At 53.2% G+C, this 16,041-nt stretch carries 16 protein-coding genes and 1 tRNA gene; 11 read left to right on the top strand and 6 right to left on the bottom strand.

Annotated elements, in window-relative coordinates; translation table 11 throughout:
* The first annotated feature begins 280 nt into the window (after nucleotides 1-280).
* Genes VW41_05405 through VW41_05375 form a run of 7 tightly spaced genes read left to right on the top strand, consistent with a single transcriptional unit; the run spans nucleotide 281 to nucleotide 6,597 of the window.
* On the top strand, nucleotides 281-1,165 hold the full coding sequence (locus VW41_05405) for a flagellar motor switch protein FliM (protein ID AJZ88513.1): 885 nt from the start codon (nucleotides 281-283) through the stop codon (nucleotides 1,163-1,165).
* Nucleotides 1,146-1,553 carry a flagellar motor switch protein FliN gene (locus VW41_05400; protein AJZ88512.1) on the top strand — a complete coding sequence of 136 codons (408 nt, stop codon included), beginning with the start codon at nucleotides 1,146-1,148 and terminating at the stop codon, nucleotides 1,551-1,553. Before VW41_05405 ends, VW41_05400 begins: the two co-directional genes overlap by 20 nt.
* Nucleotides 1,550-2,320 carry a flagellar biosynthesis protein flip gene (locus tag VW41_05395; protein ID AJZ88511.1) on the top strand — a complete coding sequence of 257 codons (771 nt, stop codon included), beginning with the start codon at nucleotides 1,550-1,552 and terminating at the stop codon, nucleotides 2,318-2,320. Before VW41_05400 ends, VW41_05395 begins: the two co-directional genes overlap by 4 nt.
* A gap of 2 nt (nucleotides 2,321-2,322) precedes the next feature.
* Nucleotides 2,323-2,595 carry a flagellar biosynthesis protein FliQ gene (locus tag VW41_05390; protein AJZ88510.1) on the top strand — a complete coding sequence of 91 codons (273 nt, stop codon included), beginning with the start codon at nucleotides 2,323-2,325 and terminating at the stop codon, nucleotides 2,593-2,595.
* Nucleotides 2,596-2,598: 3 nt separating this feature from the next.
* The gene (locus tag VW41_05385) at nucleotides 2,599-3,372 is read left to right on the top strand and encodes a flagellar biosynthesis protein FliR (protein ID AJZ88509.1); all 774 of its coding nucleotides are present in this window, start codon (nucleotides 2,599-2,601) and stop codon (nucleotides 3,370-3,372) included.
* A complete protein-coding gene (locus VW41_05380) occupies nucleotides 3,372-4,511 on the top strand; it encodes a flagellar biosynthesis protein FlhB (protein ID AJZ88508.1) in 1,140 nt (379 codons plus the stop codon). Before VW41_05385 ends, VW41_05380 begins: the two co-directional genes overlap by 1 nt.
* Nucleotides 4,498-6,597: a flagellar biosynthesis protein FlhA gene (locus VW41_05375; GenBank protein AJZ88507.1), complete on the top strand. Its 2,100-nt coding sequence runs from the start codon at nucleotides 4,498-4,500 to the stop codon at nucleotides 6,595-6,597. Before VW41_05380 ends, VW41_05375 begins: the two co-directional genes overlap by 14 nt.
* A 90-nt stretch (nucleotides 6,598-6,687) precedes the next feature.
* On the opposite strand, the gene VW41_05370 is transcribed toward VW41_05375, so the two are convergent.
* The 5 genes from VW41_05370 to VW41_05350 all read right to left on the bottom strand — a co-directional run bounded on the left by VW41_05370 (nucleotide 6,688) and on the right by VW41_05350 (nucleotide 11,828).
* Entirely contained in the window at nucleotides 6,688-7,680 is a 993-nt protein-coding gene (locus VW41_05370) for a hypothetical protein (GenBank protein AJZ88506.1), read from the bottom strand.
* Nucleotides 7,681-7,859: 179 nt separating this feature from the next.
* Nucleotides 7,860-8,876 (bottom strand): LacI family transcriptional regulator, encoded by a 1,017-nt coding sequence (locus tag VW41_05365; GenBank protein ID AJZ88505.1) that lies wholly within the window; start codon nucleotides 8,874-8,876, stop codon nucleotides 7,860-7,862.
* A 70-nt stretch (nucleotides 8,877-8,946) separates the two neighbouring features.
* On the bottom strand, nucleotides 8,947-10,446 hold the full coding sequence (locus VW41_05360) for a PTS system N-acetylglucosamine-specific transporter subunit IICB (protein AJZ88504.1): 1,500 nt from the start codon (nucleotides 10,444-10,446) through the stop codon (nucleotides 8,947-8,949).
* Nucleotides 10,447-10,746: 300 nt separating this feature from the next.
* Nucleotides 10,747-10,959, bottom strand: coding sequence for a ribosome-associated protein (locus VW41_05355; GenBank protein ID AJZ88503.1), 213 nt, complete (start codon nucleotides 10,957-10,959; stop codon nucleotides 10,747-10,749).
* A 2-nt stretch (nucleotides 10,960-10,961) separates the two neighbouring features.
* Nucleotides 10,962-11,828, bottom strand: coding sequence for a methenyltetrahydrofolate cyclohydrolase (locus VW41_05350; GenBank protein ID AJZ88502.1), 867 nt, complete (start codon nucleotides 11,826-11,828; stop codon nucleotides 10,962-10,964).
* A 196-nt stretch (nucleotides 11,829-12,024) separates the two neighbouring features.
* On the opposite strand from VW41_05350, the gene VW41_05345 reads away from it, so the two are divergent.
* From VW41_05345 to VW41_05330, 4 genes are all read left to right on the top strand, one after another.
* Nucleotides 12,025-12,101 (top strand) — tRNA-Arg (locus VW41_05345).
* A gap of 132 nt (nucleotides 12,102-12,233) precedes the next feature.
* Complete coding sequence (locus VW41_05340; GenBank protein AJZ91867.1) at nucleotides 12,234-12,443, top strand: hypothetical protein; 210 nt, start codon at nucleotides 12,234-12,236, stop codon at nucleotides 12,441-12,443.
* A gap of 348 nt (nucleotides 12,444-12,791) precedes the next feature.
* Nucleotides 12,792-13,010 (top strand): hypothetical protein, encoded by a 219-nt coding sequence (locus VW41_05335; GenBank protein ID AJZ88501.1) that lies wholly within the window; start codon nucleotides 12,792-12,794, stop codon nucleotides 13,008-13,010.
* Nucleotides 12,991-13,770 carry a methionine aminopeptidase gene (locus tag VW41_05330; GenBank protein ID AJZ88500.1) on the top strand — a complete coding sequence of 260 codons (780 nt, stop codon included), beginning with the start codon at nucleotides 12,991-12,993 and terminating at the stop codon, nucleotides 13,768-13,770. The genes VW41_05335 and VW41_05330 overlap by 20 nt, the downstream gene beginning before the upstream one ends.
* Nucleotides 13,771-13,847: 77 nt before the next feature.
* Here the strand turns inward: VW41_05330 and VW41_05325 are convergent, their stop codons facing one another.
* Entirely contained in the window at nucleotides 13,848-14,981 is a 1,134-nt protein-coding gene (locus VW41_05325) for an FAD-dependent oxidoreductase (GenBank protein AJZ88499.1), read from the bottom strand.
* Nucleotides 14,982-16,041: the final 1,060 nt, after the last annotated feature.

Genomic DNA, 16,041 nt, shown 5'->3' with positions numbered 1-16,041 from the left:
AATACAATTAGTTATGAAACACATTAATCATCAATGCGTGCAATTAAATAATAGATTAATAAGCCTGTGGCTATTGCAACAACAAACAGAAGAGAGTCTAATCACCTTCCTGAAAAAAAGTGATGAGATGTTTGAAATTATCAACCCGTGTCGACGAATAAAGAGCGTCATCTCATAGTAGAAACTTAAATATCAGGTAAAATTTTTCTTTGGCGAGCGATGAATCAATAATGAAACTCATCACCAACATCGCCAGACACCATGGTTATGCGGAAGAATTATGCAGCCTGTATTACAACGACTCAGAATCCATCACCGCGATCGGCTTCCCGACCTGGTGAAACTGGAAGTAAATAAGCTTGGCCGTCCGTGGCATAAGCTGCCTAAAATAATGAATGATTGCTTCGATATTCTTGATGCAAGACTCAGCATTTATTTCCTTAAAAAATTCAGAGTGAACGTCATGTTAAAAAATATGACATTTGCTATTGATAAACATTATAAAAACACGCAGATATTTTCTACCGCTTACGGCAATCTCGGTTTCGATATTGATCGTATTTTGTTGCTTAATATTCTTCACGATTACTATGGCCTGAGTAAAGATAGCGCGCAGGTGGTGCCGGATTTATCTCAGCCAATTTCAAAAACCGAAGAGCGGCTTAAAAATAAATTAGGCCAGGAACTGACTGCGCTTATCGTCAATAAAGAAACTTTTGGCGAGGAGCTGGAAATCAAGAATGACTATTCCACGGTCATTAGCCAGTGGGCGTGGTGCATTACGTTTAGCCTGGAAGGGTACGAGCAAGGTGGATTTACCATCCTGCTCGACCCCCTGCATGTGGATCGCATGCTGGCCACGCTGCGCGCCCCGGACGGCGGGGACAGCGAGCGGGAATCCGCCATAAGCACCGGGCAAATAGAAAGATTGTTCTACGACCTGCCGCTAAAGCTGAATGGCCGGCTGGCGTCGCTGAACCTCACTGTCGCGCAAATTGCAGACATTGAGCCTGGGGATATTATTCCCATTTCGCTGAATCAACCTGTCCCGGTTTTTATCGGCAAAGAACAAATTTTTACCGCTGACATTGCGGAAGATCGCGGCAAATTGCTGCTGAGCGAATTTAACGATAAGACGGGGGAGAATCACTATGAGTCAAATTGAACAAGACCTGAACCAAACGCTGGATCTGGATGACCTGAACTTCGGTGATGCTCCGCAGGAAGAGACGGTGGAAGGCAACATCCGTCTGGATCTGCAGGAGAACGCCTCGCGCACAAATCCTATGGATCAGATCCGCAAAATGTCGCTGTTCAGTCGTATTCCCGTCACCCTGACGCTGGAAGTGGCTTCGGTGGAAATCTCGCTGGCTGATTTAATGTCGGTCACCAACGACTCCGTGATTGAGTTGGACAAACTCGCCGGGGAGCCTCTGGATATAAAGGTTAACGGCATCCTGTTTGGTAAAGGCGAAGTGGTGGTGCTAAACGATAAGTACGGGCTGCGCATTACCGAGTTTAACAACAAAAACCTGGGCGAACTGGCGGGATGAACAGCCTGCTGCGTGGCGTAACGAGCCAAAAGAGCGGCCTGGCGGCGCTGCTGATGTTCGGCCTGTGTTTCTCACCGCTGCTGTTTGCCGCCAACGGCGAGGTCACCTTATTTAGCGCCAACGACACCGACGCGGGCCAGGATTACAACGTCAAAATTGAAATCCTAATTCTGATGACCCTGCTCGGACTGCTGCCGATCATGGTGCTGATGATGACCTGCTTCACGCGCTTTATCATCGTGCTGGCGATTCTGCGCCAGGCGCTGGGGCTGCAGCAAAGCCCCCCCAATAAAATCCTGACCGGGATCGCCCTGGCCCTGACGCTGTTGGTGATGCGCCCGGTGTGGACCACCGTGTACAACGACGCCGTGGTGCCGTTCCAGAACGACAAAATCACGCTGAACCAGGCCCTGGCTACCGCCGAAGTGCCGCTGAAGAAGTTCATGCTGGCGCAAACCAACAACAAAGCCATGTCGCAGATGATGAGCATTGCCGGCGTGTCAGGAGACGCGCGCGAACAGGATCTGACGGTCGTCACACCCGCTTACCTGCTCAGCGAGCTGAAAACGGCCTTTCAGATCGGGTTTATGATTTACATCCCGTTCCTGGTCATCGACCTGATTGTTGCCAGTATTTTAATGGCAATGGGGATGATGATGCTGTCCCCGCTGATTGTCTCGCTGCCCTTTAAGTTGATGCTGTTTGTGCTGTGCGACGGCTGGACGCTGATCGTGGGTACGCTGACATCCAGCGTGCAGGGGCTGTAGCGATGATTAACATGGATACCGCCGGCGACATCATGGCTGCCGGCATTCAGCTGGTGCTGCTGATTTCCGCCGTGGCCATCGTGCCCAGCCTGCTGGTGGGTCTGTGCGTCAGTATTTTTCAGGCCACCACCCAGATTAATGAACAAACCCTGAGCTTCCTGCCTCGCCTGGTGGTCACGCTGCTGGTGCTGATTTTTGGCGGCAAATGGATGCTGACCCGACTGGTGGACTTCACGACGGGTATTTTCCACCAGGCCGCTTCGCTGGTTGGCTGACGCATGGGCATCAACATTCACGATCTGCTTAATCCGCTGCTGGCGATGATCCTGCCGTTTGTACGCATCCTGGCATTCGTGCATTTCTGCCCGGTGCTGGATAACAAAGCATTTTCCCGCCGCATTAAAATCGCCACCGCAATGACGCTAACGGTACTGATTACGCCAATGCTGCCCCACAACGTGGTGCTTAACGAACTGATGTCGATGAGGGCAATACTGCTTATCGGTGAACAGTTGCTCTGGGGGTTACTGTTCGGCATGACGATGCAGCTTGTATTCGTTGCGCTCCAGACCGCGGGCCATATTCTGTCGATGAATATGGGCCTCGGCATGGCAATGATGAACGATCCGGTGAACGGCGGCTCGACGGCGGTGATTTCACAAATCATCTTTGTTTTTTGCGCCCTGCTCTTTTTTATTATGGACGGCCATCTGCTGGTGGTCACCATTCTGGTAAAGGGGTTCACCTATTGGCCTATCGGCCAGGCCATCAATGAACCGACGCTGAAACAGCTGGCGCAAAGCCTCGGCTGGATCATGTCTGCCGCCACGCTGATTGCGTTGCCTACGACCTTTGTGATGCTGATTGTGCAGGGCGGTTTTGGCCTGCTGAACCGCGTCTCGCCGACGCTGAACCTGTTTTCACTCGGCTTTCCTATCAGCATGCTGTTTGGCCTGCTGTGCATCACGATGATTGTTTCCCATATCCCGGAGCACTATCTCAATTTGACCAATGAGATCCTCGCCCGGCTCGACGCCATGAGGGGGCAGTAATGTCGTCATCTTCAAGCGGAGACAAGAGCGAAAAACCGACGGCGGGCAAGCTGCGAAAAGCCCGTCAGAAAGGGGATATTCCGCGTTCCAAAGACCTGACCATGGCGGTGGGGTTAGTCGCCTCGTTTGTCACCATTGGCAGCTTCTTCCCCTGGTATAAATCGCTGATAAGCGAGTCATTTCTCTCCGTCGGCAGCATGGCCGGGCGGCTGGATGACAGCGGCGCGCTGAGCCAGTTTATGCTGCTTAATGCGCTGGTTATCCTCAAGTTTATCGCCACGCTGGTGCCGATTCCGCTGGCCTGTATTGGGGCAAGCCTGATCCCCGGCGGCTGGATTTTCACCCCCAACAAGCTGCTGCCGGACTTCAAAAAAATCAACCCGATAAGCGGGTTTAAGCGCATGGTCTCCGGCAGCCACTATGTCGAAGTTGGCAAGATGCTGCTGAAATGCGGGGTGATCCTTGCCGTGCTCTACACCATGGTGCATGAGTCGCTGTCAGGCTTGCTTTACCTGCAGCAGCTTTACCTGCCCCAGGCCATTAGCCGCGGCTTTGATATTTTTCATCACGTTATCAGCTACTTTGTCGCGGTCATTGTGATTTTCGCCCTGCTGGACGTGCCGCTTAGCAAATTCATGTTCACCAAAAAAATGCGCATGACTAAGCAGGAAGTGAAGGAAGAGCACAAGAACAACGACGGTAACCCGCAGATTAAAGGGCGCATCCGCCAGCTTCAGCGCCAGATGGCGATGGGGCAAATCAACAAAACGGTACCTTCGGCGGACGTGATTGTCACCAACCCGACCCACTACGCCGTGGCCCTCAAGTACGATCCAAACAAGGCGGAAGCGCCCTACATCGTGGCGAAAGGCGTTGACGACGTGGCGATGTTTATTCGTGAAGTCGCCCAGAACCACGGCGTGGAAATTGTTGAGTTCCCGCCGCTGGCTCGCGCGGTGTACTACACCACGCGCGTTAACCAACAGATCCCGGCGCAGCTGTTTCGCGCCATTGCTCATGTCCTGACTTACGTGATGCAGGTGAAAGCCTGGCGAGCGGGAAACGTTGAGCAAAAACCCCGCCTTAACAGGCAAATAGACATTCCAAAAGAGGTATTAAAAGCCGATGGCGAACAGTAAGTTAACCCAGGCCGTAAGCCTGTTGAGGCAGACGCACGTAGGCGTGCCTGTGCTGCTGCTCAGCGTGCTGGCAATGATTATTCTGCCGCTGTCACCGCTGGTGCTGGATATTCTGTTTACCTTCAACATCGTGCTGGCGGTCATCGTGCTGCTGGTCGCGGTGAACAGCAAACGGCCGCTTGATTTCGCCGTCTTCCCAACGCTGCTGCTGATCACCACGCTGATGCGCCTGACGCTTAATGTGGCCTCCACGCGAGTGGTGTTGCTGCACGGTCACGAAGGCGAAGGTGCCGCCGGGAAAGTGATCGAGGCCTTCGGCCAGGTGGTTATTGGCGGCAACTTTGTGGTCGGCTTCGTGGTGTTCGTCATTCTGATGATCATCAACTTCGTGGTCGTCACCAAAGGCGCCGAACGTATTTCTGAAGTTTCCGCCCGCTTTACCCTCGACGCCCTGCCGGGCAAACAGATGGCGATTGATGCCGATCTTAATGCCGGCTTAATTAATCAGCAGCAGGCCAAAACGCGGCGTAAAGACGTTGCCAACGAAGCTGATTTTTACGGCGCGATGGACGGTGCCTCGAAGTTCGTGCGCGGCGATGCCATCGCCGGGATCATGGTGCTAATCATTAACGTGATCGGCGGGATCTGTATTGGTATTTTTAAATACGATCTCGATGCCAGCCACGCCTTCCAGCAGTACGTCCTGCTGACCATCGGTGACGGCCTGGTGGCCCAAATCCCGTCGCTGTTGCTGGCAACCGCGGCGGCCATTATCGTGACCCGGGTTAGCGACGGGGGCGACGTTAGCCACGAAATTAAAACGCAATTGCTCGCTCGCCCGAACGTGCTTTATACCGCCGCGTTTGTGATGTTTATCCTGGCCATCGTGCCGGGTATGCCGCACGTCGCCTTCCTGAGTTTCACCGCCCTGCTGCTGTTTGCCGCCTGGCGGCAGAGCAAAGTTGTTCAGCCTGCGCAGCAGCAGGATGACGACATCATGGCGATTCAGGAAGCGCTCATCCCCGACACGGACCCCACCGTCAGTTGGGACAGCATTCCGCTGGTAGAGCCGATTGGCCTCAATCTTGGTTACAAGCTGGTTTCGCTGGTTGATACCGCCAAGGGCAGCCCGCTTTCGCAGCGTATTCGCGGGGCGCGCCAGGTTATCTCTGAAACCTGCGGCGTGCTGCTGCCGGAGATCCGCATTCGTGAAAACTTCCGCCTCAAGCCCGCCCAGTACGCCATCCACATCAATGGTATTCGGGTGGCGCTGGGGGAAGTGAACGCGGAAAAATTAATGGCTATCCCCGGCACCGAGCTGTACGGCGAAATCGACGGCGTGCTGGATACCGATCCGGCCTACGGCATGGCCATTGTCTGGATTGATCCGGACCAAAAGGCGCGGGCATTAAACCTTGGCTATCAGGTAGTGGACTGCGCCAGCGTGGTGGCGACGCACGTCAACAAAGTGGCGCGTCAGCATTTGCCCGAACTGTTTAACTATGACGATATTACCCATCTCCATGCTCGCCTGGCGCTGCAGGCCCCCAAGCTTGCGGAAGACTTAAATTCTGCGCTGAATTTCAGCCAACTGCTGAAAGTGTACCGCCAGCTTCTGCTGGAACAGGTGTCGCTGAAAGACATTGTCACCATTGCCGCGACGCTGCTGGAAAGCGCCGCGGTGACTAAAGATCCGCAGCTGCTGTGTGCCGATGTGCGTTACGCCCTGCGTCGCGCTATTTTGCATAACATCAACGGCGACCGCAGACAGCTTGCCGCCTACACCATTGATAATGAGCTGGAAAACTTGCTGCTAAACGCCCTGAACCAGGCCCAGCAGGCGGGGAAAGTTGCGCTGGACAGTTTCCCGGTTGACCCCAATATTCTGGCGCAGCTGCAAAATACCATGCCGATGATTTACGAGCAGATGAAGGCCAAAAGCCTGCCGCCGCTGCTGCTGGTCACCCCGCAGCTCCGCCCTATTCTGGCGCGCTATGGCCGCCTGTTTAGTGCCGGTCTGAACGTGCTGTCTTATAACGAGGTGCCTGACGACAGTGATTTGAAGATTGTCGGGACATTGGCGTGATTCTCTCCTCACCCCGGGGCTATCCCGTAGGGTGAGGGTAAGACCCGACGCGGTGGTTTAGCTGGCCGGGCACAAGTTCGGGAGCTACCACTACTTATCTAAAAACCGCAGCTTCCAGCCCTGGATAGTGCGCGGCAGGGGATCGGCTTCATTCTCCTTCGAGCGGTAAAATTTCGCTTCCTGAACGCCCTTCTTACCCGGCAGCGTTCGTGCCGCCCACATCTTACCTTCCGGTGTATACATGATAATTGCCGTGTGGCGGTTGGCTTCTCCACGCACCCACATGGCAATCACCTTCGCCCCGATATTGTCTATATCATCCTGATAGATATAGACATTCGCGGCATCGACAAAGTTTTGATAGTCGTTGCCCACCATCTCTCTGAAACGGTTGTCGGTTTCGGTATCCGGAAATATACCGATGGAAAGCAGCGTGGCCTTCGGGCGCGGATCCGTGGCGCTTTTAACGTAACGCCCGTCAATAAAGACGCCCGTCGGCATCGACAATTTACAGCCCCACTCTGCGTTGGTATGCACCTGGATTGAGCCATCCTGGCGCGGGATAAGCAGCAGCTTACAGTTGCTGGTGTTCTGCACTTTTTCCACCACCGCAATGCCGTAGATTTTCCGGGCTTCCGCCGTGAAGTCGTCGCGATTCACCCCTGCCCAGGCCCTGATATCAACGGTTAACGACCATTCCGCATTACGGCTAAAGGTTAAGGTGCCGCCGCTGCGGTTTGCCGCCACGGTATTCCACCACTGCCCCTGCCAGTCAAAGTCCTCTCTGACGCCGGAGATTCGGCTAATACCCTCATAGTAGGCGCGCTCAATGCAGCCATCCGAGGTGCAGCTTTCAAGTGATTTCTCCCATTCCCGATACTCTTTATGTACCGAGGGAGCATCGTATTTCACCAGCATGGCGCGATAAATCACGCTCATCGTGCTGTCGAGCCAGTGCAGGGTGTCATTATTGCAAATGGTATTTTCGAGTGGCGTAGCGGCACGCTGACAATTGACGGCCATCGCGCTGCCGGTATAAAACCCCGCCATCAGCAATAAGAGAGAAAGGATTCGCTTGAGCATTTTTAAGAGAAAAGTCCTAATCAGAGACGAGCATTCTGACCAGAAGGTATTCAACTTGCAATCTCAAACTGATTTCATGATTAATTGAAATTAAAATGAGAATAATGCGTTAATAAAATAAAAATAATTATGATGAAATTAATAACATATTAACCAATGCGAAATGATTAATATTAACGTTAAGCCGATTCACGCGGCACCAGCTCCCCGGAAATAATAATGCGCTGTGCCGGTAATCCAGGCTCTTTGATTTTGCTGACAATCAGAGAAGCAGCCTGCCGGCCGGTCTCTTCGCTGGATGCGGAGACATAGGTAAAGCTCGGCGAGGTCAGATTAATGTACATCATATCTTCGAAACCAATCAGCGAGACCTGCTGCGTTAAGAAAACGTCTTTCCCGACGGTGCGGCCCACCTGCTGAATGCCGGTGATGGCGCCGATGATCGCCGCCGGGGAATGGCACAGCATGGCGGTAATCTGGTTGCTCTTTTCCAGCATCAGGCGCGTGGCAAACGCCGAAGCCGATGTGTCGTCTGCACATTCCGGCGCCCACTCTTCTCTGAACGGCAGGCCATATTGCTGCAAGGCGCTGCGGTAGCCCGACAGCCGCTCGGCGCGGATCAGGCAGCTTTTTGTGCCGCCCAGCCAGGCAATGTTACGGTGGCCGCGCTCAATGAGGAAGCGCGTGGCCTGGTTACCGGCCTGGCGATTGTCCCGCCCAATCACATCGCGCGTACTGGTAATGGTTGATTCAGAGATGACCACCGTCGGCAGCGGGCAGTCGGTAATGGCCTGGGGAACCTCCGCGGAGTGGCAGTCGGCAGCCAGATAAATCACGCCGGCCACGCCCTGCTGGCTAAACGACGTCAGGCAGTTGCGTAGCTGCTGTTCGCCATCGCGCGGCTGGCCGAGAAAGACCATATAGCCTTGTTTTTCCAACTGCTGGACAACGCTCGCGGTCACGTTGACGGAGAAAGAGTTGTTGAAGTCGCGAATAATCAGGCCGATCAGGTTAGAGGTGCTGGAGCGAAGGTTGGCGGCGGCAACGTTATGCACGTAGCCCAGGGTTTTGATAGCAGCATTGACCTTATCAATGGTCGCCTCAGAAATTTTGCCCTTCTGGCGCAGAACCAGAGAAACCGTCGAGACCGATACGCCCGCCAGCTCAGCGACATCAATGATGTTGACCTTTTTCATTCCACCCCTGCAACCGCACATCCATAAATTTCAGCCCCCTGAAACATACAGGAGGCCGAAAGGTATTACATTATTTACCGATCATCGTCGACATTGTCTGTGCAATAAATTGCGCTCTGGCACCAAATATCACCTGGATGCCTGAATCGCCGACAAACACCACGCCGCGTGCGCCCAGGCTGTTCAGGCCGTCTTTGTCGACCATCGAACTGTCGTCCACCTCGAGGCGCAGACGAGTAATGCAGGAGCCTACAGAGTTAATGTTTGGCGCCCCGCCCAGCAGACCGATAATATCGCCCGCCAGTTCGGTGTCGGTTTTATCTCCCGCGTTGGCGGTCACTTCGGTACGGCCCGGCGTTTTCACGTCGAAGCGGCGAATAACGAAGCGGAAGGTGAAGTAGTAAATCAGCGCCATCGGCACGCCAACTACCACCGCCATCAGGAAGTTAGTCTGGTAGCCGTTGAACGACGGCAGAATACCGAAGGAGATGTAGTCGATCATCCCGGCGGAGAAGGATTTGGCAATATGGGCATGCAGCAGATACATACACATATAAGACAGGCCAGCCATCACCGCGTTGAACACATACAGGATCGGGGCAACGAAGATGAAGGTGAACTCAACCGGCTCGGTGATCCCGGTGAGGAAGCAGGTCAGCGCCGCAGAGAACAGAATGCCGGAGGCAATTTTCTTATTCCGGGTATTGGCTTCATGGTACATCGCCAGACAGGCTGCGGGCAGCGCGAACAGCATCAGCGGGAACTCGCCCTGCATGAATTTACCGGCATTCTGGTAGCTGTCGCTGCTGAAGGACTTGACGCCCTCTTCCAGCATTTTAAACCAAATCGTCTGGTCGCCGTGGATCACCTGCCCGGTGTGGGTGGTGTATTCCCCGAAGGAGTACCAGAAAGACGGGTACCAGATGTGGTGCAGACCCAGCGGGATAAGCGCGCGTTCAACCAGGCCGAAGATAAAGGTCGATACGGCCTGATTATCCCCGTTAACCACCACGGACAGGGCATCGATGCCGGACTGGATGTACGACCACACCCACGGCAGCACCATCCCCAGCAGGAAGGAAAGAAATGCCGTCGCGATGGCGACAAAGCGCTTGCCGGAGAAGAAGCCCAGGAATTCAGGCAGTTGCATGGTGTGGAACTTGTTGTAGCACCACGCCGCCAGGATGCCGGAGATAAGCCCGCCAAAGACGCCCATTTGTAACGTCGGGATACCTACCACCATGGCGTATTTCCCGCCCGCAGAGGCCATTTCCGGCGTGATGTGCATTACGGTGCCAATGGTAATGTTAATGATAAACACCGACACCGCCGCAGACAGCGCGGCAATACCCGATTCCGCGGCAAGCCCCACGGCAGAACCAATCGCGAACAGCATGGGCAGGTTATCGAAGATAACCCCGCCCGCATTCATCATTAGCGGTAAGTGAAACTTATCGCCGAATGCGAGCAGTAAGCCTGCGGCTGGCAGCAAAGAGATAGGCAGCATTAACGCGCGGCCAATCATGGAAAGCTTTGATAACGATTTAACAACACTGGACAACAGACTCATGGACGTTTCCCCCGGTGCAGACGCAGTAACCGCGTTTTGTCTGTTCACGCGTTTTTATGGTAGGTAGAACGTTCTAGTAGAACGTTCTACCTAGAGTGCCGAAACGATTTTTAGCCCGCAACTGAAATCTGCGTTGTTGCCATATTGTTATCGAATATTTGAAGTGGCGCAGGTTTTAAGGCCGGGCGCAGAGAAGGAGATTTGAATCTGAGGTGTGAAAAGGATCTTCAACTATCCTTCACTCAAACGGCAAGGAGAGTTGATGCCTGCCCTCTCCGTTCAGAACAGGGCAGCGCTGGATTAAGGCTGAACGGTAATGCTCAGGCTCTCAAAGCTTACGGTCTGGCCCGCCACAATTTTGCAGCGTTTGCGGGTTTCAACTTCACCGTCCACCTTCACGAGGCCTTCGGCAATCACCGCCTTTGCCTGTGCACCGCTTTCGCACCAGCCTTCCAGCTTGAGCAAGTCGCACAGTTCAACGTGAGGGTGTTTACCTAGTGAGAAGGTCGCCATTATTACTCTCCATCAACATCATGATATTCCTCGCAGGCCTGCAAGGTATTCTGAATTAGGGTGGCAACCGTCATTGGGCCAACGCCACCCGGAACCGGCGTAATATACGAGGCTTTGGCGGCGGCTTCATCATAAATTACGTCCCCGACCACTTTCCCGCTCTCAAGGCGGTTGATGCCGACGTCCACGACGATAGCGCCTTCTTTAATCCACTCGCCCGGAATAAAGCCCGGTTTACCCACGGCGACAATCACCAGGTCGGCGTTCTCAACGTGCTGGCGGAGGTTTTTGGTGAAGCGATGCGTCACGGTGGTAGTACAGCCGGCCAGCAGCAGCTCCATGCTCATCGGGCGGCCCACAATGTTGGACGCGCCAATGATCACCGCGTTCAGGCCGTAGGTATCAATGTTGTAGCGCTCAAGCAGCGTCACGATACCGCGTGGGGTACATGGGCGCAGGCGCGGCGCGCGCTGGCACAGGCGGCCGATGTTGTACGGATGGAAGCCGTCCACGTCTTTGTCCGGGTCGATACGCTCGAGAACTTTGACGTTATCGATCCCGGCAGGCAGCGGCAGCTGTACCAGAATGCCGTCAATCTCGGCGTCTGCGTTAAGCGCATCGATCAGCGCCAGCAGCTCAGCTTCGCTGGTGGTTTCTGGCAAATCATAAGAGCGGGAGACGAAACCGACCTCTTCGCAGGCTTTGCGTTTGTTCGCGACATAAATCTGGGATGCAGGGTTCGCTCCCACCAATACAACGGCCAGACCAGGGGCACGTTTTCCTGCGGCAATTCGGGCTTTTACTTTTTCAGCAACTTCAAGCCGTACCTGCTGCGCAATCGTTTTACCGTCAATAATCTTTGCTGCCATCAGAGAGAGAATTCCATCTGTAAACTTAAAGGAAGGGGGTTGCTGCTATTTTGTCAGATGCGCGGCCCGCTGTCAGGCACTGATGTGGGTTTATGCTCAATTGTCGCGCAGGTGGTTGAAAAGCCATTGACTCGAAAGGTGCTGACCGTATAATCCACCCCGCATCAGACCGTAATGTTACTCTGCATTACTCAGTGCGCCCTTAGCTCAGCTGGATAGAGCAACGGCCTTCTAAGCCGTAGGTCACAGGTTCGAACCCTGTAGGGCGTACCATTTCGAAGTTAACAGACATCAACCGATGTCTTTTTTTATGCCTGAAATTCAATTAATTGGCTGATTCTATACCTGACTCCGTAATACACCCCGTCTGCCGTCTGGCTTTCCTGGATGATTTTCCATGCCGCGATGAACCACAATTACATGGCAGAGAGTAGCCACAGAATAACGCGTCCTGAGCTTCCCGATTATCGAGAACAGTTCAGGGAGTCCGACATCAAAAGCGCGGTGGCCTTTTTATTATTTCACTTTCTATTTCAATACGTTGTGTTTTTTCTGAAATCACGTATTTCAATTCGGTTTGGGGTTATCGGGGCGGCTTTTGGCGTTTCTCTCTGACGCTCATCACGCAATTGCTTGACCCACGTTGTCATCGTGGAAAGACCAACATCTATGGCCTTAGCATCGTCAGAGACGGTGTCATTCTGATCGACAACCAGCAGAACGGATTCGCGTTTTAATTCTGGACTGAAATTTCTTCTTTTCATTGGAGCCCCCGTGTTGTTCTGAGGCGAGAATATCGCCTCTGTTCAGGTGACCAAATTTAGTAAACCACTGCAGGCGCAGGATGTTGTGTCAGGGTCAGCACGATCAAAAGTGAGCTTCAATAATGACCACTGAGACTGACGTGACATTTATCAATTACCTATATATGATTCATATACGAAATGTAATGGAACGTATACTATGGGCATTGTAAAAATTTCTGATTTATTACATGAAGACATTCGTGATGCCAGCAAAGCTATGTCGCGATCTGTAAACGCGCAGGCGGAATACTGGATCCGCCTGGGCATGATATGTGAACTTTATCCGCACCTGGACTATCACCAGATTAAAATGATGATGCTGAAATCCAGTTCTGACCGCTTACTGGAGGTGATAGATGCCATCAATTCACATTAAAACTGCCGATGAACTTGCACGCCAGCGCCATGCAGGAGCATTGCTCGCTTCTGTGTTTGATATGCTGGACATGTTTATTATTCCCGGCGTCACCACCATGGAAATAAATGATCGGGTAGAAGCTTTCATCACTGATGAGCTGAAGTCTCGTCCAGCCAGCAAGGGGCAATACGGCTATCCTTATGTACTGAACACATCTGTAAATGAGGTAGTTTGTCACGGCATTCCTAAAACCACTGAATATCTAAAAGCCGGAACTATTGTTAACGTAGATATAACTCTTGAAAAAGATGGCATGATTGCCGATTCCAGCAAAATGTACCTTATCGGAGAGGTCTCTCCAGTAGCCCGTAGATTAGTAAAAATAACCTGGGAAGCTATGTGGCTTGGTATTAAAGCTGTGAAGCCGGGAGCCAGGCTTGGAGATATAGGCTATGCGATTCAAAAACATGTGGAAGACAACGGATATAGCGTTGTAAGAGAATATTGTGGACATGGTATTGGCGCGGAGATGCATGAAGAGCCGCAGGTGCTCCATTACGGTAGACCTGGTACAGGCGTCGAGTTAAAGGAGGGGATGGTATTTACCATCGAACCTATGGTTAATCAGGGCGACAGAAAAATTAAAACTAAAAAAGATGGCTGGACAGTAGTCACCCGAGATAAAAAACTTTCGGCTCAGTGGGAACATACTGTAGTTGTTACCGCCGACGGGTTTGAAGTGCTAACACTGCGTAAAGACGAAAACAATCCCGATTAATGCATACCTCTCTGTCAGGAATACACTGTATGTGCACATAGAGCCGGTCTAAAATATGGCGACCGGCTCGTTCTTGGTTAGTCTCTGCCGAGACCAGTGAACATATCGACCACGCTACCAGGGGCGAAATCACCGAAAAACAGTTCCTGGTTTCGCGCAGACATTTGCGCTATGTCCTGACTTCTGGGAAAAAGAGCCGTTTCATAGGCTGTAATAGCGGCACCCAAATCATCGGGGCTCGCGGCAATCGATTGACCAAGCTCAGCACCGTCCCACATAGCAAGGTTGGCACCCTGGCCAGCAAATGGCGACATGAGATGTGCTGCGTCACCAATCAGGGTCACACCTTCACACCGTGACCACTGGATGTTGGCAGGAAGCGCATAGATCGGCAGGAGGATCGGTTCGGCGATGCTGTCGGTGATGAAATCCAGGAGATGAGGTGCCCACCCCGTGAACTGCTCCGCAATGACTGCCAGGCCAGCGTAAACGTTGCCGAAATTAACGGACCGAATCCATTCCTCTGACTTGTTCAACGCGACATACCCTTTAGCACTGCCATCCTTGTTACGGTGGGCAATGATACCCCGGCCAGGAGCAACCGCCATCAACGTACCCGTGCCTATCGCTAAGATACTTGCTGTGTGACGCGCATCGTCTCGAGTAAGCGCAATTTCGATGAAGCAGGTGCCCGAGTAAAGAGGCCTGGCATCAGTGAGAAGCGGCCGAACCCTGGACCAGGCTCCGTCCGCGCCGACGAGCAAATCCACGACGGTATTGGCTCCATCAACAAAGTCGATTTGGTGCCGACCATCTCCAAGCGGTTTCAGGGACGTAACCTTGCAACCCCAACGGATTGTTCCTCTGGGAAGCGAGCTGATTAGCATTGCCCGAAGCTCGCCGCGATCAACTTCCGGGCGGAGCGAAGATGCGTTGCTGGTGCGATCAAACAGAATGTCACCATCCTTGTTCACTACACGCTTGGCATCTTCACCGTGCCGGACGAGACGCAGAAAATCATCGCTCAATGCGGCAATCTCAAGAGCGCGTTGGCCGCTCTCAGCGTGAATATCGAGTAGCCCTCCCTGCTTGCGGACATAGGGTGAGGGTTCGGCTTCGTAGATCGTAGAGTTTATCCCGTGTCGATAAAGCACACGGGCAAGCATGAGGCCGCTAAGGCCGGCGCCAATAATAGCAATAGTCTGTCGCATAGATGCGCTCCATGTATCGCAGCATCGTTCGATACTGTCAGTTTTTCGGAGACGCTAGCCAACCGTGCCCTTGCACGAGAGGATGTACGCGGCCATGCCTGGTTAGTATGCAAACCTCGGCCAGCCGTTTTTCGCGACATCTGTATTTAACAGCAACTGTGCATGTTCGACAAGTCGATTGGATCGGGTCGGGAAGGAATCAAAAAGTCGGAAAGAAACTGTACTTTGTATGCCGCCAGCTTAAATGAGTGTTAATGTCACTGTTTCTGCTGGAATTAATTTTCTCCCAGAAAACAGTTCCAGATATTATCCTGCGTGCTGGCCCAGGCGGATATCTTCGATTACATTGAAGTGTTGTATAACCGGGTCAGGCGTCACAGTCAGTCCGGAGGCCTTTGAACAGGCCTCATAGTGAGGACAGAATTTGTCTACTGTCGGGGGGTCAGTCCAGTTACCTTTGACGGCTCGCTACTATCAGACGGCGGCACACATCGCAGGGGGAACCACTAACACCTCCGCCACCTTCACCATGACCTATAACTGACGGCATAACTACATAAGCCAAATTTTTCATCGGAGAACGGGATGGTGCAAACGGGCTTTCTCTGGCAGCACCGGCATAGCCCGCTGCTGACATGCGATCTCAGGGCGTTTCAACAGCAATGGCAGCGGCAGGCACGCTGCTGGCAATTAGCGCCCACCGTCCTCGGTTTCAGCGGCGGTGAACCGTTGATGTTATATCAGGGTAAGCCCGCATTGCCGCATACACTCCGACGGCTGGTTGTGGCGGGTTTTCACGGCGAGGAGCCAGCCGGTGTCTGGGGGTGCCTGCGCTTTTTACAGCAGAATCATCCACCGGATTTCATGCACTGTGCCTTCAGCCTGCTGCCGCTGGTCAATGCCTTCGGCTTCTCGCACGGCTGCCGGGGAAATGCTCAGGGGCATGATACCAACCGTGGATTTTCCCGCCGCCTCCTGCTGACCCGTGAGGGCCGACTGCTTATGTCCCATGCGGCACTCCTGCGTGAGGCCGGTGCGTCAGGCACAATGAGCTGCCATG

This window comes from Klebsiella michiganensis, from assembly GCA_000963575.1.
In the GTDB taxonomy this organism is placed as follows: Bacteria; Pseudomonadota; Gammaproteobacteria; order Enterobacterales; family Enterobacteriaceae; genus Cedecea; species Cedecea michiganensis_A.
This window is presented reverse-complemented; position numbering and strand designations above follow the sequence as displayed.

Excerpts from the sequence above, each read along its gene's own strand:
- VW41_05340 (AJZ91867.1), top strand. The coding sequence starts at position 12,234 with ATGAACCACAATTACATGGCAGAGAGTAGCCACAGAATAACGCGTCCT.
- VW41_05330 (AJZ88500.1), top strand. The coding sequence starts at position 12,991 with ATGCCATCAATTCACATTAAAACTGCCGATGAACTTGCACGCCAGCGC.
- VW41_05325 (AJZ88499.1), bottom strand. The coding sequence starts at position 14,981 with ATGCGACAGACTATTGCTATTATTGGCGCCGGCCTTAGCGGCCTCATG.
- VW41_05375 (AJZ88507.1), top strand. The coding sequence starts at position 4,498 with ATGGCGAACAGTAAGTTAACCCAGGCCGTAAGCCTGTTGAGGCAGACG.
- VW41_05395 (AJZ88511.1), top strand. The coding sequence starts at position 1,550 with ATGAACAGCCTGCTGCGTGGCGTAACGAGCCAAAAGAGCGGCCTGGCG.
- VW41_05380 (AJZ88508.1), top strand. The coding sequence starts at position 3,372 with ATGTCGTCATCTTCAAGCGGAGACAAGAGCGAAAAACCGACGGCGGGC.
- VW41_05335 (AJZ88501.1), top strand. The coding sequence starts at position 12,792 with ATGGGCATTGTAAAAATTTCTGATTTATTACATGAAGACATTCGTGAT.
- VW41_05355 (AJZ88503.1), bottom strand. The coding sequence starts at position 10,959 with ATGGCGACCTTCTCACTAGGTAAACACCCTCACGTTGAACTGTGCGAC.
- VW41_05365 (AJZ88505.1), bottom strand. The coding sequence starts at position 8,876 with ATGAAAAAGGTCAACATCATTGATGTCGCTGAGCTGGCGGGCGTATCG.
- VW41_05370 (AJZ88506.1), bottom strand. The coding sequence starts at position 7,680 with ATGCTCAAGCGAATCCTTTCTCTCTTATTGCTGATGGCGGGGTTTTAT.
- VW41_05350 (AJZ88502.1), bottom strand. The coding sequence starts at position 11,828 with ATGGCAGCAAAGATTATTGACGGTAAAACGATTGCGCAGCAGGTACGG.
- VW41_05405 (AJZ88513.1), top strand. The coding sequence starts at position 281 with ATGCAGCCTGTATTACAACGACTCAGAATCCATCACCGCGATCGGCTT.
- VW41_05385 (AJZ88509.1), top strand. The coding sequence starts at position 2,599 with ATGGGCATCAACATTCACGATCTGCTTAATCCGCTGCTGGCGATGATC.
- VW41_05360 (AJZ88504.1), bottom strand. The coding sequence starts at position 10,446 with ATGAGTCTGTTGTCCAGTGTTGTTAAATCGTTATCAAAGCTTTCCATG.
- VW41_05390 (AJZ88510.1), top strand. The coding sequence starts at position 2,323 with ATGATTAACATGGATACCGCCGGCGACATCATGGCTGCCGGCATTCAG.